Here is a 15,910-nt window from a genome sequence, read left to right as displayed (position 1 = left end):
CCACATCACCACAGGAAAACGCGGATCATCCGTCTTGATATCGCCATACGGAGACTGAGCCGGAAGATTCTTCACCTCAGGAGAGCCCGACAGACGATACAAATACTCCACAAACTGGCCACGGGAAATTACGGTGTTTTCTTCGATTAGCTGATACTTCTGGTATTCAGAAATTAGACCAACGCACTCAGCCCAGTCGTAGATAATCTTGCGACTGTAAGTCACATAAGCATTCGGAAGGTACTTATATTCGTAGATTGCGCGGTCGTTACAGGTCACCGCCGGTTCATTGGGCTGCACAATAGGGGTCACTTGGCGAGGTTTCAGAACACCAAGAGAATATGCCGGCACGCTACCGCACACCATGGCACCTGCCAGCAGTACCGTGCCGCCAACCTGGATGGTCCGCTTCGTGGGGCGGGCGAATAATTGTCGAAGCATCATAGCTCCTTCACGAACAGAGGGGAGGCACAATCTTTGTACACCCCAATGAGTAGAATGTTCTCAGCGTATCAAAAATCCTAACCTTCAGGTAGAGATTTAGAGAATATGCAATGAGGTGAAAACAAAAGAGTGTGGGGCGGGTTCCTTGACCGGGAACCCGCCCCACACTCTTAACACGTGCTCTCACGGACGCGCAGACAAGACAGCCTAGACGCTCTCACGCGACGCATGATGCTGCAACACCGCACCCGCAGCAACCGCATCCCGCTGAGCCCGCGCCGCACGAGCCTTAGCCCGCGCCTGATGCTGACGCTGACGACGCAACTCATCACGACCATCAATACGCATCTTCTTATCCACCGCATCCATCGACCAGTGACGCACAAACCGGCACGACGCACCCTCAACCGGCTGCGTAGTCTCCGTGAGCGTATCCAACACGGCCTTCAGCGCATGACGGCTCGCCGCCGTCAACGCATCACGACTCGTACCGCCACGAACACCCACCGTACGCTTCGGCGTGAACAGCACACTCGCCCCACGCGGCACACCGCGATACTCAGCGAACGACACCGGATCCACACCCAGGCGCTTAGCCATCACCTCAATAGCCGGCGGATTCTGATCCACACACACGAACTTACGCCCCAACTGAGCCGCCGCCGCACCCGTAGAACCAGAACCAGCGAAGAAATCCAACACCCAATCACCCGGGCGAGAACTCGCCGCAATCATACGACGCAACAGACCCGTAGGCTTCTGCGTAGGATAACCCGTCTTCTCCTTACCCGTAGGCGACACAATCGTATGCCACCACACATCCGTAGGGAGCTTACCGCGAGAAGCCTTCTCCTCAGTCACCAGGCCCGGAGCCATATACGGTTCGCGATCAACCTCCGCAGTATTGAAGTAATAGCTACGGTGATCCTTCGCGTACACCAAAATATTGTCGTGCTTCGTCGGCCAGCGGCGCGTAGACTTCGCACCGTAGTCATAAGCCCAAATCAGCTCATTAATGAAGTTCTCACGACCAAAAATCATGTCGCACATAATCTTCACATAATGAACCTCACGCCAATCCAGGTGCAGGTACAGGGTGCCGTCCTGCGCGAGCAGACGATGCGCCTGCTCAATACGCGGCGCTAGGAACGCCCAATAATCCTCGAACGAGTCGTTATAGCTCGCCAGAGTCTGCAGGGTGCTCGAATAGCTCTTGCCCTTAAAACCGGTGCGGTCACCCTTCTCAGAAGCTTCCGCGCTCAACGTGCGGCGCGTCTGCTTCTTACCCGTATTGAACGGCGGGTCAATGTAAATCACGGTGAACGCACCATCGGGCAGCTCACGCAGATACTCCAGGTTATCTGCCTGTACCAGCAGCGAGGGGCCCTGCGGATCGAAAACCGTCGAATCCGTGCGGGGCGACTCAGCGGCAGGGGAGGGCGCGGCGGGCGCCGGGGATGCTGAAATACCCAACCCCGGCCCTAGCCTTCAGAACCAGCACGGTCAGCGCCACGGCCCTTACCGCGAGAACCCTCAGCACGAGAACCCCCATCACGAGAACCTTCAGGGCGGCGGCGGGTACGGCGGCGGCCCTCACCCTCCACGGGCTGACCCTCAACACGGCGGGTACGGCGACGCTGACGAGGCGCACGCTCAGAACGCTCAGAAGAACGTTCGGATGCGCCCTGCTCGGTACGCTCCGCACGCTCAGAAGAACGCTCAGAACGCTTGCGGCCCTCGGAGCGGCTACGGCGCTCGCCGCGGCCCTCACCGGAACGACCGTCGCGGCCACCGCGAGAACGGCGCGAACCCTTCTCACCGTCACGACCGCCAGAACGGCCACCCTCACGGGAACCGTCGCGGCCACCGCGAGAACGAGCCGGACGGCCATCACGCGAGTCGCGGGCGCTCTCAAAGAACTCATCGCCCATGCCCTCAGCCACACGCTCCTCGCGCGGCAGGCGACCCTTAGTGCCAGCCGGAATGTTCAGGTCATGGAACAGATGCTCAGAGGAAGAGTAGGTCTCAACCGGCTCAGGAACACCCAGCTCCAGGGCATCGTTAATGACCTTCCAACGCGGCAGGTCATCCCAGTCAACCAGGGTCACGGCGGTACCCTCATTGCCGGCACGACCGGTACGGCCGGTACGGTGCAGGTAAGTCTTCTCATCCTCGGGCACGCGGTGGTTAATCACGTGGGTCACGTCTTCAACGTCAATACCGCGAGCCGCCACGTCGGTCGCGACCAGAATGTCGACCTTGCCGGTGCGGAACGCCTTCAGCGCCTGCTCACGCGCAACCTGGTTCAGGTCACCGTGCAGGGGAGCGGCAGCGAAGCCACGGTTCACCAGCTCCTCCGCTACGCGGGCAGCGTCACGCTTGGTCTTGGTGAAGATGACGGTGCGGCCGCGGCCGGTAGCGCGCAGAATGCGGCCAATCATCTCGTCCTTGTCCAGGTGGTGCGCACGGTAGACGACCTGGCGGATCGACGCCTTAGTCTTCGAGGCGTCCTCGGGGTCAGCGGCGCTAATGCGCATGGGCTTGGTCATGTACTGGCGTGCCATCGCAATGACCGGGCCGGGCATGGTTGCGGAGAACAGCATGCTCTGGCGGTCCTCCGGTAGGTAGCTGAGGATCTTCTCAACCGACGGCTGGAAACCCAAATCCAGCATCTCGTCAGCCTCATCGAGGACCACGATCTTAACCTGCTTCAGGTTCAGGAAGCCCTGCTGGTACAGGTCGATAATGCGGCCGGGGGTGCCCACCGCAACCTCCAAGCCGCGGCGCAGCAGCTCAGCCTGAGGCTCAATCGGCACACCACCGTACAGGGTGGCGACGCGGGCGTTGCGCAGCTTCGCAGCAATCGCCAGGTCCTCGCCCACCTGAATAGCAAGCTCACGGGTCGGAACCAGAATCAGCGCCTGAGGTGCGCCGGGGTACTCCAAATCAGCCCAACCCTCATCGTCGCGGCCGACCACACGCTGAATGGTGGGCAGACCGAAGCCGAGGGTCTTACCGGTACCGGTCTTTGCCTGACCAATGATGTCCTGGCCAGACAGAGCCACGGGAAGAGTCAGCTCCTGGATGGGGAAGGGGGAGGTAATGCCAACTGCCGCGAGGGCGTCGCTAATATCCTGGCGAACGCCGAAGTCGGCGAAGGACTTTGCAGTCTGAGTGGTTTCCTGCGTGTTCGTTTCAGTCACTGGACCGTATCTTTCTACCCCTGCTCGGGGTGTGTTTCTCCCCGTAACGGGGTGTACCAGTCAGCGCCTCAACGGTGGAGGCGGTGACGGGCGGGCGTCGAAAGCCGGCCGCGGGAAATTCTTACACGGGAAATTCTTACCGAGACGCCGCCTGCACGCATGGTTATTACTCATGGTTCATTCATGATGAGAAGGCGGTGCAGCCTCGGGGTCTTGAAAGGGGTACGACCGGTCATTCACTTAACCCCTCAATATTAACCTGGATTTGCTTCCGGCGCACCCCCGACCGGTTGTGGCGTGCGCCCGTGATGGGCGATATACCGCCCCAAAACCGGGTGCCGCGAGGTTTTTGTGTAGGCGGTTTAAAATGCAAACCCCCGCATTCGGCACGGCGTAACCACGTGGCGCATAAAGCGCACGCACACAGCGCATAAAGCGCGGTTACGTATCGTGACGGATGCGGGGAAAGCTCAAGCTAAAGGGGGTTCAGCTACCGAACTAATTAGGCGCCGATACCGAAACCAACGTGACGCTTAGCGTCAGAACCCAGCTCGACGTAGCCAATCTGAGCGCCAGAAATCAGGGTGGTGTTGCCCTTATCATCCATAATCTGCAGCAGCGAGCCATCCTCAATAGCCTTCGAGACCTTCTCCATGAGGATTTCCTTAGCCTCACTGGTCTCAACAACGATTTCGCGGGCGATGTGGCGAATGCCAATCTTGATTTCCATGAGTCTCCTCGCAGAATAGTCCGGCGCAACCAAACGTGCGACGGGTATGGGAACTATCTTATCTAGCATCTACTCTAGCGCGAATGCGCCCATCGGCACCGTGAACGGGCGGTACTTCGCCCGGGGCTAATAAAATAGGCTAATAAAATACTCGCCGCCGGATGCGCGAAAACCTACGTGAAAACGCCGGGAAGAGCGGGGGAGAAGAAGCTCTTAAGACTCCTCCACCTGAATACCGTAGAGGGTCTCCAGCGCCTGCACGTAATCCTCTGCGCGGCCCTCCGACGCCAGCTTCTTGGCGCGCACTGTCGGGGTGTGCAGCAGGGACTTCACCATGCGGCGCATCGCCAGCTCGAACTGCTCCGTCGCCGCACCGCAACCAAACTGGTTACGTACCTTCTCCAGCTCAGAATCCAGCACATCCATAGTGTGTGAGCGCAGCGCAACAATCGCGGAGTCAATCGTGCGGGAGCGCTGACGGGATAGGAACGCCGCCAGCTCAGACTCCACGATGCGCGTAGCCGTCGCCACGGACTCCTCGGTCTCCTCGGGTGCGGCAAGGCGCACCGATTCGAGGGTAATCAGCTCAACGTTCGGCAGGTCGGCGACCGACGGATCAAAGTCACGTGAAAGAGCAAGGTCAAGAATCGTGTGGTGGCCGCCCGGAATCTGCTCGGGAAGCAGCGGATCGGAGCCGCCAGAGCAGCCAATAATGACGTCGGCAGAGGCCATGGCCTGCTCCATGCCGTCCACCGGCACCGCAGAAACCTCGCGCTTCGCCGCGAACTCGGCGGCACGACCCGAACGGGAATTGACCCAAATATCGGTGCAACCGCGCTCACGCAGAGCCGCAATGGTTGCACCCGCATAAGCACCCGTACCAAAAATTAGGGCGCGTCGGGTCGACCAGTCCTTCTCGGCAACCTCATCCGCAAGATCGAGGGCAACAGACACAATGGAGCGGCCCTGAGCGCCAAGCGCCGTATGCTGACCCACCTGACGAGCCGTATGCGCCGCATGCTCAAACAGTTGAACCAGCTCACCGGGAAGGGGTACGCCGTCCTCTTGCGCCTTCGCCTGCGCGGCGGCCAGGGCGCGGCGCACCTGACCGGTGATTTCGCGCTCGCCGACCACGGCAGATTCCAGGCCGGAGGCGACCGTCAGCAGGTGGCGTGCAGCCTCATCATCGGCGTACACGTCGAAGCTGGAATCAACCAGTTCTTGATCCAGGCCGGAGGTGCGCGCGATCGAATCAGCAATCAGCTCACGAACCATGTTTACATGGGCGGATACGTGTAGCTGAACATACATTTCAAGACGGTTACAGGTGGCAAGAACGACTGCACCCTTCACGCCCAGCTGGCGTGCCATATCGCCCGCCAGAACATCGGGTACGCCGGAGGCACCGGCGCTCAACGCAGCGACGGTGGTCAGATCAACGGTGTGGTGCGATGCCACAAATGCATAAGTACTCACTAGAGATTAATCATAACCACGCCGACTAAGCCCCTGTAAAGCTCACAGAACCTAAGTTCCATCATCGTAGGGGGCAAGAAAATCTGCACAGTGGGGGAGCGGGCACAAAGAGTAGGCACGAACTAAGGTTTCCCTCACCGCTAAGAAAGCCACCATTAGGTAAGAGTCACCATGACATAGTGTCGCAAAAACGCCCACATAAACCTGTCACACTAGAGACTATGAGCGAAAACCAGCACACCACCCCCGCATCGGAAAAGGGCCCCGCACAGGCACCCTCCCTGCCCGCACACCCCACTGACGCCCAGCGACCCCTGCTCACCGACGAGCAGCTCGCACACCTACCCGCCAACCACCCCCTGCGCGCAGGCACCACCGCCGACTCGCCCATGCTCCGCGCCCTCACCGGCCGCCCCTCCAGCCACCGACCCGTCTGGTTCATGCGCCAGGCAGGCCGCTCCCTGCCCGAATACCGCCAGGTACGCGAAGGCATCCCCATGCTGGACGCCTGCCTCACCCCCGACCTCGCCGCAGAAATCACCGTGCAGCCCGTCCGCCGCCACAAGGTCGACGCCGGCATCTTCTTCTCCGACATCGTCATCCCCATGAAGCTCGCGGGCGTCAACGTCGACATCGTGCCCGGTAAGGGCCCCGTACTCGACCAGCCCGTACGCACCCTCGACGAGGTGCGCGCCCTGCCCGAACTCAAAGACAGCGACCTCGACCCCATCCGCGAAGCCGTCGCCGCCACCGTAGAAATGCTCGGCGACACCCCGCTCATCGGCTTCGCCGGAGCCCCCTTCACCGTCGCCGCCTACATGGTCGAAGGCGGCCCCTCCCGCGACCACCTGCGCCCGCGCACCATGATGCACGCCGACCCCGCCGCCTGGCACGAACTCGCCGCCTGGGCGGCCCGCACCGCAGGCCAGTTCCTGCGCGCACAGATTGAGGCGGGCGCATCCGCCGTGCAGCTCTTCGACTCCTGGGCAGGCTCCCTCGGCGAAAGCGACTACCGCCGCTACGTGCAGGCACACTCCGCAACCGCCCTCGATATGGTGCGCGAATACGGCGTGCCGCGCATCCACTTCGGCACCGGAACCACCGCCCTGCTACCCGCCATGCACGAAGCTGGCGCAGACGTCATCGGCGTGGACTACCGCCTGCCGCTGTCCGCAGCGAATACCCTGCTCAACGGCGCCGTACCCCTGCAGGGCAACATCGACCCGGCACTGCTCGCCGCAGGCAGCGAAAACCTCTACGCACACGTAGACGAAGTGCTCGCAGAAGGCAACGCCGCCCCCTCGCACGTGGTCAACCTCGGCCACGGCGTACCCCCGACCACCGACCCGCAGGTGCTCACCGACCTCGTGGCATATATCCACGAACGCACCGCGCAGGCATAGGATAAATAACGATAAATAGACGGCGCAGATGCCGGACACCCTCCGGCATCTGCACCGAACATCTGCACCCCGAACCAACCACCACACCCGTTACCCCCCCCCAAAAAAGGGCAACTCCACCGCAGACAGACCGAAGGAGAACCACCATGGGCCACACCAACCAGGCACCGCACCGCACCGCACAGGTCAGTTCCTCCGCCGCGCCCCAGAACGCACGAGCTTTCACCCGCAACGAGAAGGCACCCACCGCCATCGTCATCGGCGGCGGCCCCTCCGGCCTGATCTCCGCACGCCGCCTCGCCGCAGCCGGTATGCGCGTCACCCTGCTCGAACAGCGCCACCACCTCGGCGGTGCCGTTGGTGCCCACGAAGTTGGCGGCCTTCTGCTGGACTCCGGCGCAGAATCCTTCGCAACCCGCAGCCCCATTGTCAGCGACCTCGTCAAGGAACTCGGCCTGGGCGACCAGATCGTCACCCCCAACTCCTACGGCTCCTGGCTGTACCTGCCGCAGGGCGCCCGTCGCACCCCCAGCACCGGCATCATGGGCATCCCCGGCAATGTGAACGATAAGTCGCTGATCCCCGTCATCGGTAAGAACGGTCTGCGCCGCGCCCAGGTGGACAAGTTCCTCCCCGTCTCCGCGGGCGAGAACGCGAAGACCCTCGGTGAGCTCGTGCGCATCCGCATGGGCCAGAAAGTGCTCGACAACCTCGTCGCACCCGTAGTCTCCGGCGTGTACTCCACCCACCCCGATAAGCTCGACGTCGATGCGACCATCCCCGGTCTGCGCGAAGCCTTCCGCAAGCACCGCTCCCTCGCCGCTGCAGCGCACGCTTTCCGCTCGGCAGCCCCCGCAGGCTCACAGGTCGCCGGTATTGTGGGCGGCATGAACCAGCTGTCCGAACGTCTCGTCGAAGACCTGTACGCCTCCGGTGTTCGCATCGTCACCGGATTCGACGTCATCGCCGTTGACCGCGACGAATCCACCGGCCAGTGGTTCATCATCCAGCGCCACACCACCGACGGCGAAAACACCCCCCTCTACGCCGACTACCTGGTGCTCGCCACCGACGGCCCGACCGTGGCACGACTCATCGGCCCGCACGTCTCCACCGCCCTACCCGCCCTGGAACCCGGCCCCGAAGTCGCCCTCGTCACCCTCGTCGTTGATGCCCCCGCCTTGGACAAGCACCCCCGCGGCACCGGCCTGCTCGTCTCCGAAGAAGCCACCGCCGTACGCGCCAAGGCACTCACCCACGCCACCGCCAAATGGCAGTGGGTCGCCGAGGCCGCAGGCCCCGGACGCCACGTGGTACGCCTGTCCTACGGCCGCGGCGGCGAAGACTCCCGCTTCTCCGAAGTCGCCCTCGCAGACGAGCAGCTCATCACCCTCGCCCTGCGCGACGCAAGTCGCATGATGGACGTAGCCCTCACCCACAACAACCTCGTCGACGCGGACGTGGTGCGTTGGCGCGGCGTACTGCCCGCCTCCACCCCCGGCCACCGCGACCGAGTCAAGGAATTCCGCGAACGCGCCAGCGAACTCGGAACCCTCAGCACCGTCGGCTCCTGGGCGGCAGGCTCCGGCCTGGTCTTAACCGTCAAAGACACCTACGAGCAGATGGACCGCCTCATCTACCACGCGGCACAGGACTGGGAAGGCGTCACCTCCCCGAAAGCCGCAACCGCCAAGTAGACGGCGCAGCCGCGGCAGAAGCTCAGCCAATAACTCAGCTCAGCCAGTAACTAGACCAAAAAATTGAGAAAACGCGCAGCTACGGAAGCCGCGCCTCCAGCACAGCGAACCCTCGCTGAAGAAAGGAACACACAATGTCTCACGATCACGCAGCACACGGCCACGGCGGCGCACACGGCGCAGGTCAGGGCGGCTACACCCACGCAGGCCACGGCTACGGCGGCGCACCCAAGGGCTACGCAGTCCAGCACTCCGCAGCTGACGAGAACCGCCGCGGCCGCGAAGAAGGCGAAACCCTGCACTACGCCCTGTACACCGTGTTCGCACGCTCCGGCGCACGCCCGGCAGAGGCTAACACCGACAAGGCTCGTGCCGAATTCGAGAAGGTTGTTGAGCAGCTGGCCGCCGAGGGTGTGACCCTGCGCGGCATCTACGACGTCTCCGCAATGCGCGACAACGCAGACGTCATGATTTGGACCCACGGCCAGAACCCCGAAAAGCTGCAGGCAGCAGTCCGCAAGATTCGCCGCACCGCACTGTTCGCAGGCACCACCATCGTCTGGTCCACCATGGGCGTACACCGCGAAGCAGAGTTCACCCGCAACCACGCACCCGCCTACGCACGCGGCAAGGCACCTGAAACCTGGGTCTGCGTCTACCCCTTCGTACGCTCCTACGACTGGTACTACATGAACCCCGAACGACGTGCAGAAATGCTCAAGAACCACGGCATGAAGGCAATCGACTTCCCGCAGGTTCTGGCAAACACCGTCGCATCGTTCGGCCTGAACGACTACGAATGGGTCCTCGCCCTCGAAGCACCCGAACTCGTGGACCTCGTCGACCTGATGCGTCACTTCCGCAACACCGAAGCACGCCTGCACGTTCGCGAAGACACCCCCTTCTACACCGGCCGCCGCATCGGCGCAGACGAAGTAGCAGAGGTTCTGGCGTGAGCCATCAGCCGAACAACGGCGTAACCCTCAACGGCACGCTCCTGCCGGACGACGTGGTACCCAACCGCACCGACCCGGCGAACACCGCTTCCAACGGCCCCGCCGTGCTCAACGAGCAGACCCTCGGCGACTACCGAAGCGAACGCAGCATCACCCGTGAACGTGCCGAAGAGGTGCGCCCCTACGACCTGGTGATTCTCTCCTCCTTCGGTGGCCCCGAGGGGCAGGAGGACGTCATCCCGTTCCTGCGCAATGTAACCGCTGGCCGCGGTATCCCGGATGAGCGCCTCGAAGAGGTCGCCACCCACTACCGCGCCAACGGCGGCGTCTCGCCGATTAACGAGCAGAACCGTGCCCTGCTCGCCGCACTGCAGCAGGCGCTCGCTGAGCGCGGCCCGCACATCCCGATCACCTGGGCGAACCGCAACTGGAAGCCCTACGTGAAGGACGTGCTCGCCGAAGCCTACGAGAACGGCCACCGCAACGTGCTCGTGCTGGCGACCAGCGCCTACCCTGGCTACTCGAGCTGCCGCCAGTACCGTGAAGACTACGGTATGGCAATCGAGCAGCTCGGCCTGGAAGGTCGCGTGCACGTGGGTAAGATCCGTCAGTTCTTTGACGTGCCCGGCTTCTCCCGCGCTTTCGCTGACGGGCTGAAGGACGGCCTCGCCACGGTGCGTGAGCAGCTTGCCGCGCGCGATAGCGGTTCGCTGAACCCGCGCCTGCGCATCATGTTCTGCACCCACTCGGTGCCGACCTCCGCTGCGAACGAGGCAGGTCCGCGCGGTGTGAACTACGAGGGTGGCTCCGCCTACGTGGAGAAGCACCTGCAGGTCGCTCGCGCCGTGCTTTCGCTGGTTCGCGATGAGGCCCCGCAGCTTCTGCAGAACGTCGAATGGGAGCTGGTGTACCAGTCCCGTTCCGGCCCGCCGTCCATGCCGTGGCTGGAACCGGACGTCAACGACGCCCTGGAGGCGCTACCCACCCCCGCCAACCCGGCGGAGGACGGTGAAGCCCCCGTGGAAGGCGTCGTGCTGGTGCCCCTCGGATTCGTCTCCGACCACATGGAAGTCAAGTGGGACCTGGACACCGAGGCGCTGGATACCTGCGAACGCCTGGGCGTGGTTGCCGTGCGCACCCCCACCCCCGGCACGCATCCGGCGTACGTGGAGTCGCTGCGCCGCCTCATTGAGGAGCGCGTGGAGAACGGCGTTTCAGCCGACCTGCGCCCCGAACGTGAGAGCGTCCTCGCCCCGAGCGCGAGCGGTCAGTACGGCTGGTTCGACGAGTGCGAACCCGGCTGTTGCAAGCCCGGTCGCGGCGCGCCGAAGCCGGTCATCGCAGAGTACGCACCCGGCACTACCGGCGCTGAGGACAGCGCTTCTGAGAACGCACCCGCCAGCCGCTCCGGTGGATGCGGCTCCGGCGGATGCTGCTCCCACTAACACCACCCCTGTAGCTCCGGCTCGCCCCAACACCGCCTGACCGGGGTGTGCGGGCGGGTCGGAGCGCACGTGCCTACAGGCTACCCCCAGAATTTAGACAAACACACAGCCTCTGGGGGAAACGCACACGCCTACGGGCTATCACACACATCACCGAAAAGGAGAGATATGAGCCATCACGAGTACATCTTGGGCACCCGCGGGTCTGCTCTCGCCCTGACCCAAAGCCGTATTGCCGCTGAAACCGTCACCTCCCTCTACACCGAACACCAGGCACACCACGGCGCCGCAGATGCCGAGGTCGTGGACTTCACCCTGCGCACCGTCAAAACCGAAGGCGACGTGCTCACCGGGCCCCTGGCAACCCTCGGCGGCACCGGCGTGTTCGCTGCGGCACTGCGCCAGCGTCTACTCGACGGTGAGAACGCCTCCGAAGAAAACCGCGTGGACATGGCAGTGCACTCCCTCAAGGACCTGCCCTCCGCACCCTGCCCCGGCCTGGTGGTCGCCGCAACCCTCAAGCGTGAAGACCCCCGCGACGCCCTCGTGGCACGCGACGGTCTGACCGTCGACACCCTGCCCGAAGGCTCCCGCGTGGGCACCGGCTCACCCCGCCGTGCCGCACAGCTACGCGCCCTGCGACCCGACCTTGAAATCGTGGACATTCGCGGTAACGTGGGAACCCGCATCGGCCGTGTGAAGGGCCTGGAAGAGCACGCCGGCAAGCAGGTCGTGCTCCGCCAGAACACCGAAACCTCCGAACGCGCCGACCACGGCGTAGGCACCGAACGTAGCGGCGACTGCGATGCCGTGGTGCTCGCCGTCTCCGGGCTGAAGCGCCTGGGCAAGGAAGAACTCATCACCGAGTACCTAGACCCCACTCGCATGCTGCCCGCCCCCGGCCAGGGCGCGCTCGCCCTGGAAGTGCGCGAAAGCGAATTCGAGAACCCGGACCCCGCCGTGCTCGCCGACCCCGAGGTGGCGCGCCCGGTGCGTGCCCTCGGCCGTGCCCTGCTCGCCGCAAACCACCACGAAACCCGCCTCGCCGTCAGCGCCGAACGTGCCCTGCTGCGCCGCCTCGAAGCCGGATGCGCCGCACCCATCGGCGCGTACGCGCACGTGGTTGAAGGCGACCTGGTGCTTAACGTTGTGGTGGCGTCCCCCGACGGCACCGACATGCTGCGCCACACTTCGGCAACCGCCGAACTGGATGTGCCCGGCGCCGAACGCCTGGGCGTGCGCGTGGCAGAAGACCTGCTGCAGATGGGTGCCGCCGCCCTGGCCGGATTGGATCTGAAGTAGGCGTCATGTCTGCCGCTAGTCCGCAAGCTGAACCCGCGCGCACGGTTCTGCTGACCCGCTCCGCCACCCAGGGCGCCGCCTTCGCACGCGCCCTCGCCGAAGAAAGCGCACAGAACGGGTTAGGGGAGCCCCGGGTACTCTTCGCCCCGCTACAGCAGGCATGCACCGTCAAGCCGGACGCAGACCACGCCGCCGCGCTGGAGGCGCTCGCTTCCGGTCACTATGCGTGGGTGAGCTTCACGAGCGCCAACACGGTTCGCACCTGCGCCGAGCTGTGGGGTGCGGAGTTTGCACCCGCCTGCGCGAGCGGGGGAGTGCGCATCGCCTGCGTGGGTACGGCAACCGCCCGCGCCGTGCACACCCAGCTGGGGCTGAACACGGATTTTCAGCCGCAGGTGCAGAGCGCCGCCGGTATGCTCGCGGAGTTTGAAAAGCCTGCAACCGAGCCCGCCGCCGTGCTGGTTCTGGAAGGCTCCAACGCCCGACCGACCCTGCGCGAAGGCCTCAAAAACCTGGGCTGGGACAGCCACCGCTGCGTGCTCTACGACATGGTGCCCGCCGAGCAGGTAGCACCCGGCGAGCTGAGCCTCAGTGCCGCCCGCGCGCTCGTACAGGGGAATGCCGCAGATGCCCCCGCCCCGGAAACCCCAGCGCTGGATGTGCTGGTGGTGACCGCCCCCTCCCGCCTGCACGCCCTACTCGACGGCACCCCCGCGCTATCGCCTGAATCTGTGCCGCCGGTGGTGGCGATTGGGGCGAGTACCGCCTCCGCATGCCGCGCCCTGAACCTGCGCTACGTGCAGGCCGATTCGCCGTCACCGCAGGATTTGGCGCGCGCCGCTGTATCCCTCATGTAGGCGCATCCCTCATCTACTAAGACCACATATTTTTATCGAGTTTTCAGGAGAGATCATGAACCTCACCCGCCGCCCGCGCCGCCTGCGCACCACCGCAGCCATGCGCTCCCTCGTCGCTGAGACCACCCTGCGCCCCGCGCAGCTGATTCAGGTGTTCTTCGTTCGCGACGGCATCGACGAGCCGCAGCCGATTCGTTCGATGCCCGGTCAGTACCAGCACACCCTGGAGAGCATCATCCCCGCCGTGCGTGAGGCGTACGAGGCGGGCATCCGTTGCATTGACCTGTTCGGCATTCCCCGCGATGAGGATAAGGACGAGGTCGGCTCGACCGCCTGGGATCCGCAGGGCATTCTGAACCGTGCTATTGCGGTGTGCCGTGAGGAGTTCGGCGATGACCTGGTGGTTATGGCTGATACCTGCCTGGATGAGTTCACGAGCCACGGCCACTGCGGCGTGCTGGTCGATGACGGCCATGGCACGCTCATGGTGGATAACGATCAGACTGTGGAGCTGTACTGCAAGATGGCGGTTTCGCAGGCGCGTGCGGGTGCGCACACGGTGTCCCCGTCGGGCATGATGGACGGCCAGATCGCGGCGATGCGCACCGCTCTGGACGAGGCCGGCTTTGAAGATGTGTCGATTCTGGCGTATTCGGCGAAGTACGCTTCGGCGTTCTTCGGCCCGTTCCGTGACGCGGTAGAGTCGACCTTCAAGGGCGACCGTAAGACCTACCAGCAGGACCCGGCGAACCGCCGCGAGTCGCTTCTGGAGGTGCGCGCTGACCTGGAGGAGGGCGCGGATATGGTGATGGTGAAGCCTGCCGGCAGCTACCTGGATATTGTGCGCGAGGTGGCGGAGTTCTCGCCGGTGCCGGTGGCGGCTTACCAGGTGTCGGGTGAGTACGCGATGATTGAGGCGGCTGCGGCGAACGGCTGGATTGACCGTAAGGCTGTGGTGTTGGAGTCGCTGCGTTCGATTCACCGCGCCGGTGCTGACGTCATCCTGACTTATTACGGTACGGAGGCGGCAGGCTGGCTGCGCGAGCTGGACGCCTAAACCCTTCCCTCTTTGGACGCTGAGAAGCCACATGTGTTTCGAAAAGCCACTTCTTTGGTGGCTTCTCGAAACACATGTGGCTTCTCGCCGTTTATGCTTGTTCTTCGCTGACTGGCTTGTACCCGAGGGAGGTGCACACAACGTTGCCGTTGGTGAAGTATTCCGCGAGCTTTTCGCGGTCGGCGGGGGAGCGCAGGTCCGCCCAGCGTTCCTGCTCCAGGTAGAACGCAACCTGGGAAGTCAGGCAGACGACCCGCTCATCGTGCACCGCCACAATATGCCTGCACAGCCACGGCATGCGCTTGGCGAGGTTCGGCGGGATCTTGGACGGCACCTTGATTTCTATCTGCCATTGGGACGGCTCGTAGAAGGTCGGCTTGATCTGTTCGGGGTTCTTCGGGAAGACGCAGAACTCCTCAATATCGGTGTATCTGTACTTCTTCGCGGGTAGGAAAAGCCGCCCGACGTAGAACGAGTCGGGGTTGAACAGCAGGTACCGCCTCATATAAACCCACCGAGTTACTGCAGTTACGGTGGTAACAATTGCCAGCGTTATGGAAGCTCCACCAATGGGCATTGGCTGAACACCTAGAACTGTCCAACCGACAAGCGAATAGAAGAAGACGATGAGAGCCACAACCAACACAAAGTGGGTTTCAACGTAGAAATCATTCTTTGCCCGAACCGGTTTAGCTTGAGGATGAGCCCCATTCGGCACAGCAAAAACGTTGAGACGCATCAACGCTGTGCTATAGATTTGAGGCAACCCGGCTGTCATGTCATCCGTATCGATGCTGCGGGCTTTACGCCAAGTGCGGCGACCTGAACGTGCACCCACGAACACCATGTAGAACGGCAACAACAGAGCCGGTAGCAGAATGCCATTATGGGCAATATCTGTGTACAGACGAAAGATGGACCGTGCGACAAGGCATGCCCACACATACATGAGCACGTGGAACCACGCCTCAATCGAGGAGATACCGTATACGCTATCGATTTCTTTGCGGGCACGGGTGAGGTTAGAGCGCAGTTTATGTTTTGGTAGCGGGTTACCCTCCAGGGAACGACGTTCGGCATACCTCATTGCATTGTTGACGGGGGAGCCGTAACGGGCGATGTAGAGCTCCTTCGCCTTTTCCGTGCTGATTGTTGCGGGGTGAGTGATAGCGGGTACTATGCATAACCCTATGTAAACGATAAAGGCGATGAGCCATATGTAGCGCAACGGCTCTAGGGGTATCCCAAAAGCGCTTAGCTCCATGAATTGTCCTCTCTACGGTTATCGGTGATGGTGTGTCTACGGTGCTGAGAAGCCACATGTGTTTCGAAAAGCAACA

12 protein-coding genes and 1 pseudogene are annotated in these 15,910 nt (G+C 62.9%); 7 read left to right on the top strand and 6 right to left on the bottom strand.

Annotation, left to right across the window (positions count from 1 at the left end; translation table 11 throughout):
• The 5 genes and pseudogenes from HMPREF3055_RS01630 to HMPREF3055_RS01610 all read right to left on the bottom strand — a co-directional run.
• Positions 1–444, bottom strand: a pseudogene (locus HMPREF3055_RS01630) (heme peroxidase); the annotation flags it as partial.
• Between the two features lie 207 nt (positions 445–651).
• Positions 652–1,917, bottom strand: coding sequence for a DNA-methyltransferase (locus tag HMPREF3055_RS01625; protein ID WP_070737575.1), 1,266 nt, complete (start codon positions 1,915–1,917; stop codon positions 652–654).
• Positions 1,918–1,925: 8 nt separating this feature from the next.
• Positions 1,926–3,647 (bottom strand): DEAD/DEAH box helicase, encoded by a 1,722-nt coding sequence (locus tag HMPREF3055_RS01620; RefSeq protein WP_070737572.1) that lies wholly within the window; start codon positions 3,645–3,647, stop codon positions 1,926–1,928.
• Positions 3,648–4,149: 502 nt separating this feature from the next.
• Positions 4,150–4,377 (bottom strand): DUF3107 domain-containing protein, encoded by a 228-nt coding sequence (locus HMPREF3055_RS01615; protein WP_005505268.1) that lies wholly within the window; start codon positions 4,375–4,377, stop codon positions 4,150–4,152.
• A 213-nt stretch (positions 4,378–4,590) separates the two neighbouring features.
• The gene (locus tag HMPREF3055_RS01610) at positions 4,591–5,853 is read right to left on the bottom strand and encodes a glutamyl-tRNA reductase (RefSeq protein ID WP_070737569.1); all 1,263 of its coding nucleotides are present in this window, start codon (positions 5,851–5,853) and stop codon (positions 4,591–4,593) included.
• Positions 5,854–6,074: 221 nt separating this feature from the next.
• Here HMPREF3055_RS01610 and hemE point away from each other — a divergent pair, with 221 nt between their 5' ends.
• From hemE to hemB, 7 genes are all read left to right on the top strand, one after another.
• Positions 6,075–7,256: a uroporphyrinogen decarboxylase gene (gene hemE / locus HMPREF3055_RS01605; protein WP_049349407.1), complete on the top strand. Its 1,182-nt coding sequence runs from the start codon at positions 6,075–6,077 to the stop codon at positions 7,254–7,256.
• A gap of 146 nt (positions 7,257–7,402) precedes the next feature.
• Positions 7,403–8,953: a protoporphyrinogen oxidase gene (hemG, locus tag HMPREF3055_RS01600; RefSeq protein WP_070687489.1), complete on the top strand. Its 1,551-nt coding sequence runs from the start codon at positions 7,403–7,405 to the stop codon at positions 8,951–8,953.
• Positions 8,954–9,087: 134 nt separating this feature from the next.
• On the top strand, positions 9,088–9,909 hold the full coding sequence (gene hemQ / locus HMPREF3055_RS01595; protein WP_070688531.1) for a hydrogen peroxide-dependent heme synthase: 822 nt from the start codon (positions 9,088–9,090) through the stop codon (positions 9,907–9,909).
• Positions 9,906–11,354 (top strand): ferrochelatase, encoded by a 1,449-nt coding sequence (locus tag HMPREF3055_RS01590; RefSeq protein ID WP_070737566.1) that lies wholly within the window; start codon positions 9,906–9,908, stop codon positions 11,352–11,354. Before hemQ ends, HMPREF3055_RS01590 begins: the two co-directional genes overlap by 4 nt.
• A 168-nt stretch (positions 11,355–11,522) precedes the next feature.
• Complete coding sequence (locus HMPREF3055_RS01585) at positions 11,523–12,656, top strand: hydroxymethylbilane synthase (protein ID WP_005505274.1); 1,134 nt, start codon at positions 11,523–11,525, stop codon at positions 12,654–12,656.
• A gap of 5 nt (positions 12,657–12,661) precedes the next feature.
• The gene (locus HMPREF3055_RS01580; protein WP_070737563.1) at positions 12,662–13,513 is read left to right on the top strand and encodes a uroporphyrinogen-III synthase; all 852 of its coding nucleotides are present in this window, start codon (positions 12,662–12,664) and stop codon (positions 13,511–13,513) included.
• Between the two features lie 55 nt (positions 13,514–13,568).
• Positions 13,569–14,570 carry a porphobilinogen synthase gene (hemB, locus tag HMPREF3055_RS01575; protein ID WP_070737560.1) on the top strand — a complete coding sequence of 334 codons (1,002 nt, stop codon included), beginning with the start codon at positions 13,569–13,571 and terminating at the stop codon, positions 14,568–14,570.
• Positions 14,571–14,661: 91 nt separating this feature from the next.
• On the opposite strand, the gene HMPREF3055_RS01570 is transcribed toward hemB, so the two are convergent.
• Positions 14,662–15,834, bottom strand: coding sequence for a transcriptional regulator (locus HMPREF3055_RS01570; protein WP_070737557.1), 1,173 nt, complete (start codon positions 15,832–15,834; stop codon positions 14,662–14,664).
• Positions 15,835–15,910 lie beyond the last annotated feature (76 nt).

The sequence above is a fragment of the Rothia sp. HMSC061C12 genome (assembly GCF_001815755.1).
In the GTDB taxonomy this organism is placed as follows: Bacteria; Actinomycetota; Actinomycetes; order Actinomycetales; family Micrococcaceae; genus Rothia; species Rothia mucilaginosa.
This window is presented reverse-complemented; position numbering and strand designations above follow the sequence as displayed.